The organism is Demequina sp., assembly GCF_016278765.1.
Classification (GTDB): Bacteria; Actinomycetota; Actinomycetes; order Actinomycetales; family Demequinaceae; genus Demequina.
In genome coordinates, this window is record NZ_JADQBE010000035.1 from 1 (window position 1) to 18,543 (window position 18,543).

Consider the following 18,543-nt stretch of genomic DNA (forward strand, 5'->3'; position numbering starts at 1 on the left):
AGGTGTGAGACGCCCTTGTCGCGCGGAGGGAACACCCCGACGCCGCAGGTGAGGTGTGAGACGCCCTTGTCGCGCGGAGGGAACACCCCGACGCCGCAGGTGAGGTATGAGACGCCCTTGCCGTGTGGAGGGGTTGACCGGCCCGCACGGTGCAGCTCACCGCTAGAGGCGCGCGGCGACCAGTTCGGCGAGTTGCACAGCGTTGAGTGCCGCACCCTTGCGCAGGTTGTCGCCCGAGACAAAGAGTGCCAGTCCGCGATTCTCCGGTACACCCGGGTCCTGACGAATGCGTCCCACGAGGCTGACGTCGCCGCCGGCCGCCTTCAACGGAGTGGGGACCTCTTCTACGTTCACCCCGGGTGCCCCGTTCAGCAGTTTGTAGGCGCGTGCAGGCGTGAGGGGAGCGGAGAACTCGGCGTTGATCGACAGCGAGTGACCGGTGAACACGGGAACGCGCACGCAGGTGCCCGACACCAGCAGCCCAGGCAGACCCAGGATCTTGCGCGACTCGTCGCGAAGCTTGCGTTCCTCGCCCGTCTCGTTGGAGCCGTCGTCGATCACGGACCCGGCCATGGGGATCACGTTGAAGGCGATGGGTTCGGTGTACACGGCCGGATCGGGCATCGCCGCCGCGGCCCCGTCGTGGACCAGCCCGGTGGCCTCTGGGGAGGCGGCCTTGATCTGCCCGTCGAGTTCGCGCACACCCGCCAGGCCCGAGCCCGACACCGCCTGATAGCTCGACACGATGAGCCGCGTCAGGCCGGCTTCCGCGTGCAACGCCTTCAGGACGGGCATGGCGGCCATGGTGGTGCAGTTGGGGTTCGCGACGATGCCCTTGGGGATCGAGTCGAGGTCCTCCGGGTTGACCTCGCTCACCACGAGGGGCACATCGGGATCCATGCGCCAGGCGGACGAGTTGTCGATGACGATCGCGCCCGCTGCCGCAAATCTGGGGGCGTACTCGGCGGACGGTCCTCCCCCGGCCGAGAACAGCGCGATGTGGATGCCTGAGTAGTCGCCGCTCGCGATGTCCTCGACCACGATCTCGCGGCCCAGGTGCTCCAGCGTGGTCCCGGCCGAGCGCGACGACGCGAAGAAGCGCACGGTCGCCTCCGGGAAGCGCTCGGCGACGAGGCGGCGCATCACGGCGCCCACCTGGCCGGTCGCTCCGACGACAGCAAGGGTGAGATCGGCAGCTACGACGCTCACAGTCCCGCGCCTCCGTAGACGACGGCCTCGGCCTGGGTGGAGTCAAGACCGAAGGCGGTGTGGACGGCGCGGACCGCGGTGTCGAGCATGTCGGCGCGCGTCACCACCGAGATGCGGATTTCCGAGGTGGAGATCATCTCGATGTTGACGCTCGCGTCGCGCAGCGCCGCGAAGAAGCGTGCCGACACACCGGAATTGGAGCGCATGCCAGCGCCGATCAACGAGATCTTGCCGATGGCGTCGTCCGTGACCAGTTCGGCGTAGCCGATGAGCGCCTTGTCCGCCTCGATGGCTTTCTTGGCGTCGGAGACGGAGGCCGTGGGCAACGTGAACGAAATGTCGGTCACCCCAGTCACCACGGCCGAGACGTTCTGGACGATCATGTCGATGTTGACCTCGGCGCGCGCGACGGCCTCGAACAGGCGGGCGGCGGAGCCGGGCACGTCGGGAACTCCGATGACCGTGATCTTGGCCTCGGAGCGATCGTGTGCGACTCCAGCGATGATGGCGTTTTCCATGGTGTCTCCTTCAGTCTCGCCCACAACCCACGTGCCTTCAAGGCCGGAGAAGGACGAGCGGACGTGAATGGGTACGTTGAACCGGCGGGCATATTCGACGCAGCGGGGCATCAGCACCTTGGCGCCCGAGGCCGCCATGTCGAGCATTTCCTCGAAGGTGATGCGGTCGATCTTGCGTGCGGACGGCACCACCCGGGGATCGGCGGTGAACACGCCGTCGACGTCGGTGTAGATCTCGCACACGTCGGCGTTGAGCGCGGCCGCGAGCGCGACGGCGGTGGTGTCCGAACCACCGCGGCCTAGAGTCTGGATGTCTTGGCTTTCCTGGTTGTACCCCTGGAATCCGGCGACGATGGCGATGTCGCCGGCGTCAATCGCGTCGCGCAGACGGCCCGGGCTGACCTCGATGATGCGCGCGCGGCCGTAGGCGCCGGCCGTGATGACGCCCGCTTGAGGGCCGGTGAAGGACTGGGCGCCCTGGCCCAGATCGCGGACCGCCATGGCCAGCAGCGACATGGAGATGCGCTCGCCCGCGGTCAGGAGGATGTCCATCTCGCGCGGGTGCTCGTCCGCGGAGATGGCCGCGGCCAGTGCGATGAGCTCGTCGGTGGTGTCACCCATGGCGGAGACGGTGACCACCACGTCGTGCCCCGCCTGCTTGGTCTCGACGATGCGACGGGCCACGCGCTTGATCGCGTCGGCATCCGCGACGGAGGAACCTCCGTACTTCTGCACCACGAGAGACATCGCTCAACTCCGGACTTCTTGAGGGTTTCGCCCACCTGGACGCGCGACCAGTGTAGTGGGACCTGCACGGGACCTCCGCGCCGCCTCCCACGCGCTCGTCGGTGGAGTGCGATGATGCTGGTGGGAGGGCACTCGCCGGTGCCCTGCTGGCGTTGCACCGGGGGACCAGGATCACCCGATGTCAACCTCGTACCCAACGAAAGGCAGTGCCTCGAGCGTTATGACCATTGTGACGACAACTGCCCCCGCCCTCGAGGCGCACGGCGTGCGCAGGGCCTTCGGTGCAGTGCAGGCCGTGGTGAACGCCAGCCTGTCCGTGGAGCCAGGTTCCGTGACGGCCCTCATCGGCCCCAACGGTTCCGGCAAGACCACCCTGATGCTCATGCTGGCCGGGCTTCTCCGGCCCGACGGCGGCGACGTGCGGGTGGGCGGCCTCAGCCCGATCACCAGTCCCAAGGCTGCGCGCACGGCGGTTGGATGGATGCCAGATGTGCTGGGCACCTGGGATTCGCTCACGTGCCGGGAGACCCTCGTGACCTTTGCCCGTGCGTACGGGCTTTCCCCAGCCGACGCCGACGCAAGGGCCTTTTCGCTCCTGGAGCGGGTGCACCTTGCAGACCTCGCGGCGCAACCCGCCCGGGTGCTCAGCCGCGGCCAGAAGCAGCGGCTCTCGCTCGCTCGGGCCCTCGTGAATGACCCGCCCGTGCTGATCTTGGACGAGCCCGCATCGGGCCTCGACCCGCGCTCGCGTGTCGAACTGCGCGACCTCGTGCGCGAATTGGGTACCGAGGGCAAGGCCGTGCTGGTCTCCTCCCACGTGCTCGCCGAACTCGACGAGATGGTGGACGACGCGATCTTCATGTCCAAGGGCGTGACCCTGGGCGAGGCTGCCGATGCTGAGGTGGCGAGGGCGCGCACCCGCTGGCGCCTTGTCGCCGTCGAGGGGGACTTGGGGGCGGCCCTCGCGAAGGCGTCGCGCGACTTCACGTTGGAGGAGGTCCCGCAAGGGACGGCCGCCGTGGTGAGCGTCAGCGGTGACGCCGACGCTGCCGCACTCGTGGCCGCCTTGGTGGGCGAGGGGATCAAGGTGGCAAGAATCGCGCCGGTGGGTTCCGCCCTTGAACAGGCGTACCTGACGATGGAGACGGAGCGGCGATGACCACCACCACACAGCCCCCAGTGTCCGCCGCGGCTCCCTCGTCGGCCCGGCGAGAGCCGTGGCGCGTGTCGGTCGCCGGAGTGCGGCTTGTTGCCGGGCTCGAGCTGAGGCAGCGCGTGCGCTCCACCAAGTGGAAGTGGGCGCTCGTCTCCGTCGCCGTCCTGATTGGCGGCATCACGTTCCTCGTGTGGGGAGCGAATCACGCCTTTGGCTCGGACTCCGGCGGAGACTACGGCGGCCCGGGCGATGTGGTCTTTGGGCTCGTTGTCTTCTTCGTGCTGTTCTTGGGACTCGTGGTGTCGCCCACCCTGTCCGCCACGAGCATCAACGGCGACGTCCGCGACGGCACCATGGCGCCTCTTCAGGCCACCGCCCTCTCAGCGGCCGACATCGTGCTGGGCAAGTTGCTGGCGTCGTGGGCCGCGTCCCTCGCGTTCCTTGCGGTCGCCCTGCCCTTCATCACGATCGCCTACTTTGACGGGCGCATGCCCGCGCTGGCGATGCTCACGGTGGTGCTGGTGCTGGCTATCGAGTTGCTAGTGGTGTGTGCGATCGGCTTGGGGTGGTCCGCCCTGACCGCCCGCACATCGGCGTCGGCCGTGCTGACGTACACCACGGTGGCCGTGCTCGTGGCGGTGTTGCCGATCATCTTCGGGCTGCTGTCGGTGACGTTTACCGAGGAGGTCACCGTGACGTCGTCGTACCGGGAGTACGTGTACCTGGACGGCCCCGACCCCGAGTCCGCGAAGCCGGGGGACCCGCGCCCGGCGGGTGTCCCGGACAACGCCCAGCAAGACGAGCAGGGCATGTACTACGTGTGCCGCGACAACACCTACACGTCGTCGATGCCCCGCACCGACAAGTTGTGGTGGCTGCTCGCGGTCAACCCCTATGTAATCGTGGCGGACTCGGCGCCGAGCCCGGACTGGTCGCCCGACGGCTACTACGGCGACATCGGAATCCTGAGCGGCCTCAAGCAGGCCGTGCGCGAGGCTCGGGTGGGCCCCTCCACGTCTTTCGATGACTGCGACTACCAAGTGAGTTACGAGGAGCAGCAACGCCGCGACCGGATCGACTCCTTGCCCGCCGTGTGGCCGTGGGGCCTCGCCGTCCAGGCGCTGCTCGCGGCCGGCGGAGTCGCGCTCGGCGTGCGTCGGCTCTCGGTTCCCTACGGCAAGCTGCCCGCCGGCTCCCGGGTGGCGTAGCGCGGCTCAGGAGACCGTGCGTCGGCCCTCGAAGGCGCGGCCCAGGGTGACCTCGTCCGCGTACTCCAGGTCCCCGCCCACGGGCAGTCCCGACGCGAGCCGCGACACCGTGATGCCGATCGGCGCGAGCATGCGCGTGAGGTAGGTGGCCGTCGCCTCGCCCTCGATGTTGGGGTCGGTCGCGATGATGACCTCCTGAACCTTGCCGTCGCCCAGTCGGGTGAGCAGTTCGCGGATGCGGAGGTCGTCGGGGCCCACGCCGTTCATCGGATCGATCGCGCCGCCGAGCACGTGGTACTTGCCGCGGAACTCACGCGTGCGCTCGATCGCGACCACGTCCTTGGGCTCCTCCACCACGCACAGCGTCTCGTCGGACCGGCGGGTGTCGGAGCAGATGCGGCACAGGGCGCCCTCCGCGACGTTGCCGCAGATGTCGCAGAAGCGCACCTTCTCCTTGACCGTCGTGATGGATTCGGCCAGCCGCGCCACGTCGCTGGCGTCCGCACTCAGCAGGTGGAACGCGATGCGCTGCGCGCTCTTCGGTCCGATGCCCGGGAGACGTCCGAGTTCATCGATCAGGTCCTGCACCGCGCCGTCATACATGGGCTACAGCGTAGGCGGCGGCGCCGACGTTGGGTGTCAGGCGCGACTAGTCTTCGACGACCGTGCCGCCGAGCATCGACGCGATGACGTCCGCTCCGCTCAGTTGTGCGGCGGGCGCCGCGTGGTCGTCGTCCGAGATGTCTTCGTCGTCCACGGGCGCGTTGTCCGGCAGGGGCGGCTCATCGGCCGACGCAGGGGAGGCCGCGGCTCGTGCCGACGCCACCGCCCCCGTCGAGGTCGCCGGCTCCGCCGGGCCGACGACGGGCTCCACACGCACGTGCAGGCCCAGCGTCTCGCGCACTGCGAGCGCCAGGTTTTCGGCGTGTGCGCCCGCTCCGAACCGCGACGCGATCGCGGGATTGTCGAACGCGACCTTCAGCACCCCGGCCTCGACGGAGGCCACCTGGGCGCTCTGGCTGACCATCGCCCACGTGACGCGACGCCGCTCCAAGGTGCCGAGCACCTCGGGCCAGCGCCGACGCACCAGCTCGGAGTCCGCGGGGCCGTCCGCCACGTCGCCCGTGGGTGCGCGCACCGGCTCCACGGTCGAGTCCTTCGCTGCTGGCGTGGCTGCGGTTCCTTGCGGGACGCTCGCGGTGGGCGGCTGCGTGCGCGGCGGCGCGGGCTCGGGGGCCTTGTCGCGGGTGGACGCCGGGGACTGGGGGTTCGCCTGTGTCGGGATCGCCTGCGTCGCGGACTCCTCGCGCGCGGCGTTCACTGCGGCGCGCGCCGCGGCCAATCCCGACGCGTGGGAGTCATTGGCCGGGCGGGGCTGTTCAGCGGTGGGTGCGGCCCGCTCCGGCCCCGAAGCCGCGGGACGCGCCGATGGCACGGGCGCCGTGTCCGCCGCGATTATCCGGGCACACAGGAGCTCGAGGTGGAGGCGCGGAGACGTCGCGCCGATCATCCCGGTCAAGGCCTCATTCACCAGGTCGCCCGCGCGGGATGCGCGGCCGAGGCCGAGCCGCCGGGCCTGGTCCGCCAGGCGCTCCTGCTGATCCTCGGAGGCGGCGGCCAGCGCCTGCGCGCCTGCGGCGCCCGAAGCGGCCAGCACAATCAGGTCGCGGAGTCGCTCAAGCAGGTCTTCGACAAAGCGTCGCGGCTCGTGCCCGGTCTCCACCACCCGTGCCACGACGGCGAAGAGGGAGGCGCCGTCGGCCGCGGCAATCGCGTCGATCGCGTCGTCCAAGAGGGTGGCGTCGGTGAATCCGAGCAGCGAGATGGCGCGTTCGTAACTGACGCCCTTCTCGTCCGAACCCGCGATCAGCTGGTCCAGGACCGACAGCGAGTCCCTCACCGAGCCGCCACCTGCGCGCACCACGAGTGGAAGCACGCCGTCCGCGACGTCAACACCTTCGGCTCCTGCCAACTGTGCAAGGTAGTCGGTGAGAATTCCCGGTGGCACCAGTCGGAACGGGTAGTGGTGCGTGCGCGACCTAATGGTGCCGATGACCTTGTCCGGCTCCGTGGTGGCGAAGACAAATCGCACGTGCGGCGGCGGCTCCTCGACCAGCTTGAGCAGGGCGTTGAAGCCCTGGGTGGTGACCATGTGGGCCTCGTCGAGAATGAAGATCTTGTAGCGGTCCCGAGCGGGGGCGAAGGCGGCCCGTTCGCGCAACTCCCTGGCATCGTCCACGCCGTTGTGCGACGCCGCGTCGATCTCCACCACATCGACCGATCCGGAGCCGCCGCGAGCCAACTCCACGCAGGAGTCGCACTTTCCACAGGGGGTGTCCGTGGGGCCTTCGACGCAATTCAGGCACCGCGCCAGGATCCGCGCCGAGGTGGTCTTGCCGCAGCCGCGGGGCCCGGAGAAGAGGTAGGCGTGGGCCACGCGGTCCGCACGCAATGCTTGCTGGAGCGGCGCCGTGACATGCTCTTGGCCGACGATGTCGGCGAACGTGTCTGGCCGGTAGCGGCGGTACAGGGCGGTGCTCACACGAGTGAGCCTAGTCGCCCCCTGAGACAAGACACGAGCCCGGCGCGGGCATGAGGGGACCCCCCACGCACCCGCCAGAGCCCGCTTACCCTTGCTTCATTCCTGACCTGGGGGAGTTGGGCGAGGTAACGCCGCGTGAGGGGTCGCCACCAGTGTACCGGCGTGGGCGCGCGGAGCCCATCCCGCTGGTTCGCCGACCTCGCGCCGCTCGGGTAACATGCTGGGGCCTGGAGGATTCGCCTAGTGGCCTATGGCGCACGCTTGGAAAGCGTGTTGGGTGCAAGCCCTCGGGGGTTCGAATCCCCCATCCTCCGCCAACTGATCCGTCCGAACCCGAAGTAGGTGAATGTGACGTCTCGCTCCCGCATCCTGCGCACGCGGCGCGAGGTGGTTCGCCGTCACCGTAGGGAACGCCAGTTCCTCGTGTTCGGGCTGTTGATCGGACTTCTCGTGACCGTCTCCGTGATTGCCTACGCGATCTATCAGGGCCGCATCGATTCGCCGATCGACTATGCCTTCGTGACTCCGCCGCCGGACTTCGAATCCACCATCACGTGGCCCTGCCCGCCGGTCAACGTGGGCAACGACGCGGACGACCCCGAGGCCGTACACGAGAACTTGCCGATGGATCCGAGCCAGGTCACCGTGCGGGTGCTGAACGGCACCAAGGGGACCCCCGACGAGCAGCCGGGCCTCGCGGGATCTACGCTCGAGGTCCTGACGGGTCGCGGCTACGTCGGTGTGGGCGCCACCAACTGGAGCCGCACGTACAAGGATTCGGTCCGCATTCAGTTTGGCGAGGAGGGCCTGCGCCAGGCGTACACCGTGGCCGCCAACTTCCCGAACTATGTGATGGTGCTGGACAACCGCAGGGGCGCTGTCGTCGACATCATCCTGGGCCAACTGTTCAGGACGGACAAGATCCGTCCCCAGTACGCGCCCGAGCTGGACCCCAACGTGGAGCTGACCGCGCCGGTGCAGTGCCTGCCGATTGCCTTGGTGCCGCGAGAGCCTGCGCCGCGCATCATCCCGGTGGACCCCTTGGCACCCATTGTGACGCCCAGCCCGTCTCCGTCGCCCTCGCCCTCGGCGTAGCCCCGCTGGGCCACGAGCGCTGAAACTCGACGGCGCTGAAACTCGACGGCCCGCCACCGGGACAACGGCACGCCACCGCGACAACGGCCCGGCTCCCGCTGAGGGGACCGGGCCGTGGCGTATGGCGGTGCCGGTGGGATTTGAACCCACGGTGGACTTTCACCCACACACGCTTTCGAGGCGTGCTCCTTAGGCCGCTCGGACACGGCACCGCGGACAAGGATACCGGGCGCACCGGTGCCCACCAAACTGGAGTGCTGGCGCTGGGCCGACGCTGCGGCTGAGTGGCGCCGTGGCTAGCGGCGGCCGGAGAAGAACGCCGTCAAGAGGGTCGCGGAGGCATCCGCGTGGATGCCGGAAACTACCTCGACTCCCGCCGCAAGTCGGGCATCTCTGACGAGGTCCCACTGGCTGCCGGTCGCTCCCGCCTTGGGGTCCCACGCGCCGATCACGAGGCGGGGGATGCGCGCGGCCAGGATGGCGCCCGCGCACATCACGCAGGGTTCGAGCGTGACCACGAGCGTGTGGCCCTCAAGGTGCCAGGTGCGGGCGGCGGCGGCGGCCTCCCGCAGCGCCAGGACCTCGGCGTGCGCAGTAGGGTCCGCGTCGACCTCGCGGCGGTTGTGCCCGCGGCCGACGATCGTTCCCGACGGTGACAGGACGACGGCGCCGACGGGAACGTCGGCGTGCGCCATGGCACGTCGGGCCTCGTCAAGCGCCTCGCGCATTGCCGCGACATCGTCCATGGGCGCCACGCTAGCCCACTTGGCGCACACCAAGACCGCTGTGACACCCCCAACGAGCGGTACCGTGAGCCTATGGATCTTCACGTCGCGAATCACGCCCTCATCGACCACAAGGTCACGGTGCTGCGGGACAAGACCACCCCATCGCCGACCTTTCGCCTGTTGGTCGATGAACTGGTGACGCTGCTGGCGTATGAGGCGACGCGCCACGTGCGAGTCGAAAAGCGCACGGTCACCACGCCTCTGACCACCACCGTCGGCACCCGCATCGCGAATCCCGCGCCGCTCATCGTCCCCATCTTGCGCGCAGGGCTGGGCATGCTCGACGGAATGACGCGGCTCTTGCCCAGTGCCGAGGTGGGCTTCTTGGGCCTCAAGCGCGACGAGGAGACCCTCGAGGCCGTGACGTACGCCAACCGGCTGCCCGAGGACCTCACGGGACGTCAGGTCTTCATTCTTGACCCGATGCTTGCGACGGGGGGCTCGTTGGTAGCGGCGATCGACTACGTGTTCGAACGCGGCGCCACGGACGTGACGTGTGTGTGCCTGCTGGCAGCGCCCGAAGGCATTGATCACGTGCGCGCCCACGTGGGCGACCGCGACGGCGTGACGATCGTGGTGGCGTGCGTTGACGAGAAGCTCAACGAGGTCGGGTACATCGTGCCGGGACTGGGCGACGCGGGCGACCGCCTCTACGGCTTGGTGTGACGGCGACCCACTAGCTGTTGGCGCACTCCGCGATGTAGGAGTCGTTCACGCGCTGCTGCGCCGCGGGCTGTTCCGTGACGAGGGCGCTTGCCTCTTCATTGGACTCCAGCGCGGCGTTCTGGTCGATCATGCTGCCGTACGACGTCGCCGTCTCGGCGATCTGGCCCAGGCCCGTGACGTAGAGCGTCCAGTAGCCGGACAGGGTTTCGAGGTTGGCCGCCGTCTCGGGCGGGGCGAGTGCGGCCGCGTCGTCCAAGGTGGCGGCGTAGGCGGTGGCGGTGGAGACGGTCTCCGTGCCAGCGGCATGCAGATTCTCAAGATCGACGTCGGTTGATCCGGCGCTCATGGCGTCCACGGTGGTGAACAGGGTGTCCAAAGCGTCGACCGCAGGCGGTGCGGCTGCCGCGGCGGCGGCCATGGCGTCGCAGAAGTTTGTGGCCGGTTCGGGCGCCGCCGACGGGTCGGTGGTGCCGGAGGACGCACACGCAGACAGGAGTAGGACTGAGGCGGCGGCAAGGGCAAGGACACTCTTCACGCGACAAGTGTGACCCGTGGGCGCGTTCGTGGCAAAACTGACGTGGCCCCGATCTCGTGTCAGACCCCGCTGAGACACTGGAGACATGGTTATCCACTGCGGCGGCGTAGTTTCGAACAGGCTGGGACTCCGGGTGTGGAGGACACGCCGCGTTGTTCACAACTTGTGCACAAGGCCCTGGGGATGACCACTACATCTAGGGGCAGGCAAGCAAATCAACCCCAACATGTTGTTGCGCACGACCATTTTTCGAGTTAGTCTCAATGTCAGCGCTCGGGCCGGTCATGGGTGATCACGACCCCCATCACCGGTCCGCGCCAATGCCTCGCACAGCGTCTTTTTCCCGGTGACACATCGTCGCCACCGCCATCGGGCCGCCTGGCCCTCACGTCCCCGAAGGAGCATTGTGACGATCACGGATAACAACGCGACCGGCGTCAACGGCGACGTCGCTTCTGCCGTTGCTGAAGTCAACCCGAGCCGCACGGGTATCCACGTCACCAAGCGTGACGGGACCCGCGAGCCGTACAACGCCGATCGCATCAACAAGGCGATCGAGCGCGCCGCAGTCGGGCTGACCGACCAGATCTCCATCACCACGCAGGTCGCGTCCGAGCTGGCGATCACGCTGTTTGACGGCATCACCACGGAGCAATTGGACGAGGCCGCCATTGGCGTGGCGGTGCAGAACGTCAAGGACGACCCCGATTTCGACACCGTCGCCGCGCGACTGCTTCGCAAGGTGATCTACAAGCGTGTGCTGGGCGGCTACGACAGCGATCTCGAGCTCGCGCTGCTTCACCAGGCCCGTTTCCCGGGCTACATCCGCGACGCTGTCGAGGAGCGCCTGCTTGACGAGCGCCTAGTGACCCACTTCGACCTCGACGCGCTCGCGGCGGCGGTCGATCACCACCGCGATGACCTCATGAAGTACATCGGCACCGTGACGATGCGCAACCGCTACATGATCACGGACCGGCACGGCAAGGCGCTCGAGGTGCCGCAGTACTTTTGGATGCGCGTGTCGATGGGCCTGTCTCTCAATGAGGCCAACCCCACCGAGATGGCGCTCAAGTTCTACGAGAAGATCTCCAGCCTCGACTACCTCCCTGCCGGATCTACCCTGGTGAATGCGGGCACGTCCTACCCGCAGCTGTCCAACTGCTTCGTGATGCAGATGGAAGACGACATGGACCACATCGCCAAGACCGTCGGCGACGTCATGTGGCTCACCAAGGGCACGGGCGGCATCGGCCTGTCGGTGACCAAGCTGCGCTCCGAGGGCTCGCCCATCAAGTCGAACAACACCACCTCGACCGGGCCGATCCCGTTCATGCACACCATCGACTCGACGCTGCGCGCGGTGTCGCGTGGTGGCAAGAAGTTCGGCGCGCTGTGCTTCTACATGGAGAACTGGCACCTGGACTTCGCGCAGTTCCTCGACCTGCGCCAGAACTCGGGAGACCCCTACCGCCGCACCCGCACCGCGAACACCGCCGTGTGGATCTCCGATGAGTTCATGAAGCGCGTCAAGAACGACCAGGACTGGTACCTGTTTGACCCGGCCGAGACGCCCGACCTCGTGGAACTTGTCGGCTCGAAGTTCTCTGCCCGCTACGCCGAGTACGTCGCGATGGCGGAAGCCGGCAAGATTCGCAACTTCAAGAAGATGCGCGCCCGCGAGCAGTACAAGGCAATCCTGATCTCGTTGCAGGCGTCATCGCACCCGTGGCTCACCTGGAAGGACACCATCAACAACCGTGCCCTCAACACCAACACGGGCACGATCCACCTCTCGAACCTCTGCACCGAGATCTGCCTGCCGCAGGACCGCGAGAACATCGCGGTCTGCAACCTGGCCTCGGTCAACCTGTCCACGCACCTCGTGGACGGCGCGATCGACTGGGCTCGCATGGAGACCTCGGTGCGCCTGGCCGTGCGTCAGCTCGACAACCTCGTGGACATCACGTTGTCCTCCGTTCCGGAGTCGGAACACGCCAACAAGGAGAACCGAGCTATCGGTCTGGGCGTCATGGGCTTCACCGACGTCACCGAGCGGCTCGGCATGGCCTACGAGTCTGAAGAGTCCTATGACCTCATCGATGAGATCGTCGAGTTCGTGTCCTTCCACGCGATCGACGAATCGGCAAACCTCGCCCGTGAGCGTGGCTCGTACGCGAACTTCGAAGGCTCGGGTTGGTCCAAGGGGCTCGTGCCGTTCGACACGATCGACATCGCCGAGGCGGACCGCGGCGTGCCGATCACGGTGAACCGCACCACCCGCCAGGACTGGGACTCCCTGCGTGCGAAGGTGAAGGGCGGCATCCGCAACGCCACCCTCATGGCCGTTGCGCCCACCGCATCCATCGGACTCGTGGCCGGCACCACGCCCGGTTTCGACCCCCAGTTCTCGCAGATCTTCTCCCGCGCCACCTCGTCCGGCAAGTTCCTCGAGGTCAACCGCAACCTGGTGAGGGACCTGCAGGAGCTGGGTCTGTGGGAGAGCATCAAGGACGAACTGCTGTCCGTGCAGGGCGACCTGTCGCAGATCGACTCGGTGCCCGACCACCTCAAGGAGGTCTACAAGACGTCGTTCCAGCTCAGCCCGTACGCCTTCATCGAGGTGGCGGCGCGCGCCCAGAAGTGGATTGACCAGGCCATCAGCCGGAACATCTACCTTGAAGACCGCGACGTGGACAACATGATGGACCTGTACGCGGCCGCTTGGGAGCGTGGCGTCAAGACCACGTACTACCTGCACATGAAGCCGCGTCACACGGCCGAGCAGTCCACCGTGCGCGTCAACAAGACCGAGAAGATCAACTCCACGGGCTCGGCCAACGGCCGGGGCGCGGGCTCCTCGGGTCCCGCCAAGAAGGGCTTCGGCGGCTTCGGCGGCGCGAAGAAGACGGGCTTCGGCGCCGCGACGGCCTCTGCCGCGGTGGAGTCACAGCCCGCGATCGACCAGGCCCAAGCCCCGGTTGCTCCCGAAGCCACGGCCCCAGCACCCGCGAAGCGTGGCTTCGGAAGCGTGGCCGCACCCGCAGCGGCTCCGGCGTCCGTCATCGCCACGGCTCCCGCCGCGGTGATGTCCGCGCTCGCCACCAAGGCGTTTGCCCCGGCGCCCACCGAGAAGCCGATGGTCCCGCCGTCGGCCCTTCCGGAGCCGGTGGTCGAACCGACCGCGACGGGAGAGGTTGCTTCCGCTCCCGGCTACGGCTCGGCGGCACCCGAGGGCGCGACCGTGCTTGAGGTTGTCGAGTCCACGGTCTCGTCGCCCGACGGCGACACTGAACTGGTGGACGGCGTGGCATGCCCAGTTGACCCCATGGAGCGTCTCCAGTGCGAGTCGTGCCAGTAATTCGCTTCCCCGACGAAAGAGCAGAAGGAGTAACTCATGGGCATCCTCGGCACCGGAATTCAGGACGGACTTCTGCTGAAGCCGGTCACCTACCAATGGGCCATGGACCTGTACGACCAGGCGGTCGCCAACACGTGGTTCCCCAACGAGATCCAGCTGGGTGAAGACCTGGCGGACTTCAAGAAGATGACGGACGAAGAGCGCCACGCGATCACGTTCCTGATGTCGTACTTCAACCCGAACGAGTTGCTGGTCAACAAGGCGCTCGCCTTCGGTGTCTACCCCTACATCAACGCTCCCGAGTGCCACCTTTACCTCGCGAAGCAGATGTGGGAGGAGGCGAACCACTGCATGTCTTTCGAGTACGTCCTGGAGACGTTCCCGATCGACCGCGAGGCCGCCTACGACTCCCACGTCACCGTGCCCTCGATGAAGGCGAAGGAGGAGTTCGAGGTCAAGTTCATCAAGCGGATGACGGAGGAGACCCTCGACATCAAGACCACCGAGGGCAAGAAGGACTTTGTCCGCAACCTTGTGGCCTACAACATCATCCTCGAGGGCATCTGGTTCTACTCGGGCTTCATGGTCGCGCTGAGCTTCCGTCAGCGAAATCTGCTGCGTAACTTCGGCTCGCTGATGGACTGGGTGATTCGCGACGAGTCGTTGCACCTGCAGTTCGGCATCAACCTCATCCTCACCGTGCTCGAAGAAAACGAGGACCTGCAGGAGGAAGAGTTCGCCAATGAGATTCGACAGATGATCATCGGGGCCGTGGAGATGGAGGAGGCGTACAACCGCGACCTGCTCCCCACCGGCATCTTGGGCCTGAACGCCGATTACGTGAATCAGTACGTGAAGTACCTTGCAGATCGTCGCCTCGAGGAGCTCGGCTTCGACCCGTACTACAACGTGTCGAACCCCGCCAAGTGGATGGCGACGGCTAATGACACGCTGCAACTGGTGAACTTCTTCGAGGCCACCAACACCTCCTACGAGGTGAATGGGCAGACCGCCAAGAAGTAGGGGTGGGCGAGTGCGACGACGCGCGGCTTTCCTTTCCTCGGGCGATCAGGCTTGATCCCTCGGAAGGTAAAGCCGCACGCCGCCGCGTGAGGGGGTCGCCGGGGATCATGGAATAACCTCCGCTGTGAAACGTTTCGACGTATGCGGCCACCGCCGCAACGTTTCCCTCGACGATGCGGGCGCCCACCCGTGCGTCCTGTCGTGCGACGACTCGACCTGGAGGCACAGCGCCAGATGACCGCGCCCACCACCGTCGCCACTGCGGCGACCGCGAATTATGGCGACACGCTGACTCGCTCGCAACGACTCACCTATGTGCTGATGCTGGGCGCGCTCGTGGCTCTCGGCCCGTTCACGATTGACCTCTACTTGCCGGCCTTTCCGTCGGTGGCCGCGGACCTGGCCACCACCGACGCGGCCATTCAGCTCACCCTCACCGCCACCACCATCGGGTTTGGTCTTGGCCAGCTCATCGTGGGTCCGCTGTCCGACGCGATGGGACGACGCAGGCCGTTGCTCATCGCGACGTCCGTCCACATTGTGGCGAGCATCGGCGTGGCCATGGCGCCCACGGTCGAATGGGTCATGGCGGGACGCATCCTGCAGGGGATGGGTGCGGCGGGCGGCGCCGTGGTGGCTATGGCGGTGGTCCGCGACCTCTTTGGTGGCCAACGCCTGATCAGGATGTTGTCGCGCCTCGCTCTCGTGATGGGATTCGCGCCGGTGTTTGCCCCCGTCATCGGATCGCAGCTGCTGCGATTTGTCGAATGGCGCGGGGTGTTTGTGTTCCTTGCCGCGTACGGCTTGGTGGTCACGGTGCTCGGGGTGTTCATTCTTGTGGAGACCCTCCCGCCGGAGCGCCGCGGACGGTTCTCAAGCACCGCAGTTGCCCGACGCTATCGGCGACTCGTGAAGGATCCCGCGTTCGTGGGCATCGCGGTCGTTGGGGCGGCGACGTTCACCACCCTGTTCGCCTACCTGTCGGCCTCGTCGTTCATCCTGCAGGAGATCTACGGATTGTCGGCTCAGCAGTTTGGTTTCATCTTCGGGATCAACTCAATTGGGCTTGTTGCGGGGACTCAGATTTCGGCCCGGCTGATGCGTCGTGTCGCCCCGCGCGTGGTCACGGCAGGCGGCCTCGCGATCATGGCCCTCGGTGCCCTCGCGCTCTTGATCTCGTCGCTCCTCAACACCGGCCTGTTGGGGGTCGTCATTCCGCTGTTCTTCGTGATTGCGCCCGCTGGTCTCGTGATGCCGACCGTCCAGGTAATGGCTTTGGCGGACCACGCGACCGAGGCAGGCACCGCGGCCTCCCTGATTGGTGCGGCCAATATGGGCGTCGCCGGGGCCGTGTCGCCGCTGGTGGGCGTGGGAGGGAACACCCCTACCGCGATGGCCATCGTGATGCTGGGCGCGCTTGTGGTCGGCCAGGCGAGCCTGTGGCTGGTGGTGTGGCGCCGCACTACCTCGGCCGTGATGGCCTGACGCTGTCGCCGACAGGCTCCGTCGGTTCCCGGCGCGGCACCGTTCACCCTCGGTAGGTTGAGTGCATGACACGACGCGTTGCCATTCTGCTCTTTGACGAATTCGACCTGATCGATGCTGGCGGGCCGTACGAGGTCTTCTTGACCGCGTCGCGACTCGCCGAGCGCGACGGCCTCCCGCCGCAATATGAGGTGTTGCTGGTGAGTTCGGGCGGCGTGGACGTGGTCGCGTTCGGCGGCATGACGTTGACCACGTTGCACGACGCGTCTGCCGTCGGCCGGGTCGATATCGCCATCGTGCCGGGCACGATCGATGTCGCGGCCGCCGTCGCCGATCCCATTCTCGCCTCGACGGTGGAGGGCCTGCTGGGCGCCAGCGACGTGACCGCGTCGGTGTGTACCGGCGCCTTCCTGCTTGCCCAGGCGGGCGCACTGGAGGGCAAGAGCGCTACCACCCACTGGGAAGACGTCGAAGACCTGGCGCGAACCGGCAAGGTGGCCGAGGCTCGCTCCGGCGTGCGGTGGGTCGATGAGGGCGACATCGTGACGGCGGGTGGCCTGACGTCGGGAATTCACATGGCGCTGCATTTGGTCGCCCGGGACTTTGGCGTCGACCACGCGGCGCGCACCGCAAGGCAGTTGGGCCTACCGTGGGACCCGACCGGCGCTTTGTAGTCCCGTCGCCGCACCGCGCTCGGCGGTGCAAGTCGCTAGGACTCGTCCGCGATGGTGACGGTGAGGGTACTGAGCAGGAAGTTGTCGTCCAAGGTGCTCACCGTCACGGTGTGGACGCCCTCGGCCACCTCGGATGACCGGAAGGCCTTGGCATCCACGCCGAGCGTGTTCCCGTACTTCCCGCCGAATGCGGTCGAGTCGGCCGCGTTCTTGCTGTCGCCGACTGCGGTGCTCTTTCCGTTCCACCGGAGAGGCGTGAATCCTGTGCCGTCGATGTCGAGACGGTCGCCAGCGAGCCCACGGTCTCCCTCCCAGGTGGTCCAGCCGACGGTGACCTTCGCGTCGTCCGACGTTGCGAACCTCACGTCGGCGCCGTCCGAGGAGGTGACCCACTGGGCGCCGTCAAAGATAGCGACTCGCGAGTTGGCGAGCGTCGAGTCCTCGTACACCACCGTGAGCGCGAAGCCGCCGTAGTAGGTGTTGTCGGAGTCAAACATGGTCGCGGGGAGCGCGATGTCGGCCAGTGACCATGCGCCGCTGCCTGCTTCGGCGACAAGGTCGGTGATGTCGAGGCGTGCGCGGTAGTACTCGCGGCCGTCCACGGAAAGGGTCTTGACTGTATCGGCGGTGACGTCGACGTAATCCGAGGCGCCGGGCACCCGCAGCCGGGCGCTATCCATGGCCCCGTCCAGGGAGTCGGCCGCGTCTGCGTCGGTGCCGTCCGAACGGTTCGCCGACCACTCGAGCAGGGCGTACCTGACCGTGGCACCCACCGGCAGTTCAAGGGTGGTGGAGGCGGAGTTGACGTTTCCCTCTGCCTCATTGATCGGCTGCATCGCCCAGTCGTTGTTGTTCATGCCTCCCGTGGCGTTGCCGACGGCGTTCATGACGCCGTTGCACCCAGGGGCAGTCTGGTCGCAACCGAGGAGCGTTGCGCCCACGTGCACGGCCGCCACCTGCCCCTCAGTCGCATAGGTGTCGTCGATGGCCTCCTCGTGATCTTCGAGGCCCGTGAGGACGTTGTACGTCACGGTCTGCTCGCCGGAGGCGACGGAGAACGACGTCGTCGCGTCGTTCGCCAAGGTGTCGGCACTCACCACAAGATCCAACGCGAGCGACGTCGCGTCTCCCGCAAGGAGGGCGGGCAAGTCACAGGAAGCGGTCGCGGCATCGCTACTGAGGGTGCACGTCCAGTCGCCGGCGGGGATCACGCCGTCGATCGCGTATCGCATGTATGACGCGAGACGTGCCTGCGGGTAGACCGCGGTGCCACCGCCCGACGCCGCCGGCAGCGGGGCGGCGAAGGTCAGGCCCGCGGGCAGGGTGATGGTGGCCTCGACACTGCCCGAGTCACCGGCGCCCGTGTTGGCAAGGGCCATGCCGACCGTGGGAGCGGACCGAGGGATCTCCAAGTAGTCGAGCGGCGCCTTGGCAATGGAGAGGAAGGCCACAAGAGTGGGGTCGCCCGTGTCACCACCGGTGCCCGTGTCACCACCGGTGCCCGTGTCACCACCGGTGCCCGTGTCACCACCGGTG

Annotated in this window: 15 protein-coding genes, 2 tRNA genes and 1 other RNA gene; 9 read left to right on the forward strand and 9 right to left on the reverse strand. The window is 67.2% G+C overall.

From position 1 onward, the window contains the following. Positions 1 to 162 precede the first annotated feature (162 nt). Entirely contained in the window at positions 163 to 1,209 is a 1,047-nt protein-coding gene (locus QZZ29_RS06970) for an aspartate-semialdehyde dehydrogenase (protein ID WP_291382270.1), read from the reverse strand. Next, a complete protein-coding gene (locus QZZ29_RS06975) occupies positions 1,206 to 2,474 on the reverse strand; it encodes an aspartate kinase (RefSeq protein ID WP_291382271.1) in 1,269 nt (422 codons plus the stop codon). The genes QZZ29_RS06970 and QZZ29_RS06975 overlap by 4 nt, the downstream gene beginning before the upstream one ends. Positions 2,475 to 2,694: 220 nt before the next feature. Here QZZ29_RS06975 and QZZ29_RS06980 point away from each other — a divergent pair, with 220 nt between their 5' ends. Together QZZ29_RS06980 and QZZ29_RS06985 are read left to right on the forward strand one after the other, a co-directional pair. After that, on the forward strand, positions 2,695 to 3,633 hold the full coding sequence (locus QZZ29_RS06980; RefSeq protein ID WP_291382272.1) for an ABC transporter ATP-binding protein: 939 nt from the start codon (positions 2,695 to 2,697) through the stop codon (positions 3,631 to 3,633). Beyond that, a complete protein-coding gene (locus tag QZZ29_RS06985; protein ID WP_291382273.1) occupies positions 3,630 to 4,838 on the forward strand; it encodes an ABC transporter permease subunit in 1,209 nt (402 codons plus the stop codon). Before QZZ29_RS06980 ends, QZZ29_RS06985 begins: the two co-directional genes overlap by 4 nt. Before the next feature lie 6 nt (positions 4,839 to 4,844). On the opposite strand, the gene recR is transcribed toward QZZ29_RS06985, so the two are convergent. From recR to ffs, 3 genes are all read right to left on the reverse strand, one after another. Continuing rightward, positions 4,845 to 5,441, reverse strand: coding sequence for a recombination mediator RecR (gene recR / locus QZZ29_RS06990; protein WP_291382274.1), 597 nt, complete (start codon positions 5,439 to 5,441; stop codon positions 4,845 to 4,847). Positions 5,442 to 5,487: 46 nt separating this feature from the next. Continuing rightward, on the reverse strand, positions 5,488 to 7,380 hold the full coding sequence (locus QZZ29_RS06995) for a DNA polymerase III subunit gamma and tau (RefSeq protein WP_291382275.1): 1,893 nt from the start codon (positions 7,378 to 7,380) through the stop codon (positions 5,488 to 5,490). A gap of 51 nt (positions 7,381 to 7,431) precedes the next feature. Continuing rightward, positions 7,432 to 7,528: signal recognition particle sRNA small type (ffs, locus tag QZZ29_RS07000), an RNA gene on the reverse strand. Between the two features lie 81 nt (positions 7,529 to 7,609). Here ffs and QZZ29_RS07005 point away from each other — a divergent pair. Next, positions 7,610 to 7,697 (forward strand) — tRNA-Ser (locus QZZ29_RS07005). 31 nt (positions 7,698 to 7,728) lie between these two features. Further along, positions 7,729 to 8,475 (forward strand): LytR C-terminal domain-containing protein, encoded by a 747-nt coding sequence (locus QZZ29_RS07010; RefSeq protein WP_291382276.1) that lies wholly within the window; start codon positions 7,729 to 7,731, stop codon positions 8,473 to 8,475. 122 nt (positions 8,476 to 8,597) lie between these two features. Here the strand turns inward: QZZ29_RS07010 and QZZ29_RS07015 are convergent. Then, positions 8,598 to 8,687: transfer RNA gene (locus QZZ29_RS07015), tRNA-Ser, on the reverse strand. Between the two features lie 84 nt (positions 8,688 to 8,771). Then, the gene (locus tag QZZ29_RS07020; RefSeq protein WP_291382277.1) at positions 8,772 to 9,221 is read right to left on the reverse strand and encodes a nucleoside deaminase; all 450 of its coding nucleotides are present in this window, start codon (positions 9,219 to 9,221) and stop codon (positions 8,772 to 8,774) included. A gap of 72 nt (positions 9,222 to 9,293) precedes the next feature. Here QZZ29_RS07020 and upp point away from each other — a divergent pair, with 72 nt between their 5' ends. After that, complete coding sequence (gene upp, locus QZZ29_RS07025; RefSeq protein WP_291382278.1) at positions 9,294 to 9,929, forward strand: uracil phosphoribosyltransferase; 636 nt, start codon at positions 9,294 to 9,296, stop codon at positions 9,927 to 9,929. Between the two features lie 10 nt (positions 9,930 to 9,939). On the opposite strand, the gene QZZ29_RS07030 is transcribed toward upp, so the two are convergent. After that, the gene (locus tag QZZ29_RS07030) at positions 9,940 to 10,464 is read right to left on the reverse strand and encodes a hypothetical protein (RefSeq protein ID WP_291382279.1); all 525 of its coding nucleotides are present in this window, start codon (positions 10,462 to 10,464) and stop codon (positions 9,940 to 9,942) included. Positions 10,465 to 10,954: 490 nt separating this feature from the next. Between QZZ29_RS07030 and QZZ29_RS07035 the strand changes: the two genes are divergently transcribed. The 4 genes from QZZ29_RS07035 (at position 10,955) to QZZ29_RS07050 (ending at position 17,007) form a co-directional block, all read left to right on the forward strand. Next, positions 10,955 to 13,825, forward strand: coding sequence for a ribonucleoside-diphosphate reductase subunit alpha (locus tag QZZ29_RS07035; protein ID WP_291382284.1), 2,871 nt, complete (start codon positions 10,955 to 10,957; stop codon positions 13,823 to 13,825). A gap of 36 nt (positions 13,826 to 13,861) precedes the next feature. After that, positions 13,862 to 14,848: a ribonucleotide-diphosphate reductase subunit beta gene (locus QZZ29_RS07040; RefSeq protein ID WP_291382280.1), complete on the forward strand. Its 987-nt coding sequence runs from the start codon at positions 13,862 to 13,864 to the stop codon at positions 14,846 to 14,848. A 189-nt stretch (positions 14,849 to 15,037) separates the two neighbouring features. Beyond that, positions 15,038 to 16,333 (forward strand): multidrug effflux MFS transporter, encoded by a 1,296-nt coding sequence (locus QZZ29_RS07045; RefSeq protein WP_291382281.1) that lies wholly within the window; start codon positions 15,038 to 15,040, stop codon positions 16,331 to 16,333. Positions 16,334 to 16,398: 65 nt separating this feature from the next. After that, entirely contained in the window at positions 16,399 to 17,007 is a 609-nt protein-coding gene (locus QZZ29_RS07050) for a DJ-1/PfpI family protein (RefSeq protein ID WP_291382282.1), read from the forward strand. 35 nt (positions 17,008 to 17,042) lie between these two features. On the opposite strand, the gene QZZ29_RS07055 is transcribed toward QZZ29_RS07050, so the two are convergent. Next, on the reverse strand, positions 17,043 to 18,543 hold a 1,501-nt coding region (locus tag QZZ29_RS07055), incomplete at its 5' end, for a hypothetical protein (protein ID WP_291382283.1).

What these genes read in the sequence shown, in the direction of transcription:
- recR (WP_291382274.1), bottom strand. Translation starts at nt 5,441, where the DNA reads ATGTATGACGGCGCGGTGCAGGACCTGATCGATGAACTCGGACGTCTC.
- QZZ29_RS06980 (WP_291382272.1), top strand. Translation starts at nt 2,695, where the DNA reads ATGACCATTGTGACGACAACTGCCCCCGCCCTCGAGGCGCACGGCGTG.
- QZZ29_RS06975 (WP_291382271.1), bottom strand. Translation starts at nt 2,474, where the DNA reads ATGTCTCTCGTGGTGCAGAAGTACGGAGGTTCCTCCGTCGCGGATGCC.
- QZZ29_RS07050 (WP_291382282.1), top strand. Translation starts at nt 16,399, where the DNA reads ATGACACGACGCGTTGCCATTCTGCTCTTTGACGAATTCGACCTGATC.
- upp (WP_291382278.1), top strand. Translation starts at nt 9,294, where the DNA reads ATGGATCTTCACGTCGCGAATCACGCCCTCATCGACCACAAGGTCACG.
- QZZ29_RS07040 (WP_291382280.1), top strand. Translation starts at nt 13,862, where the DNA reads ATGGGCATCCTCGGCACCGGAATTCAGGACGGACTTCTGCTGAAGCCG.
- QZZ29_RS07020 (WP_291382277.1), bottom strand. Translation starts at nt 9,221, where the DNA reads ATGGACGATGTCGCGGCAATGCGCGAGGCGCTTGACGAGGCCCGACGT.
- QZZ29_RS06985 (WP_291382273.1), top strand. Translation starts at nt 3,630, where the DNA reads ATGACCACCACCACACAGCCCCCAGTGTCCGCCGCGGCTCCCTCGTCG.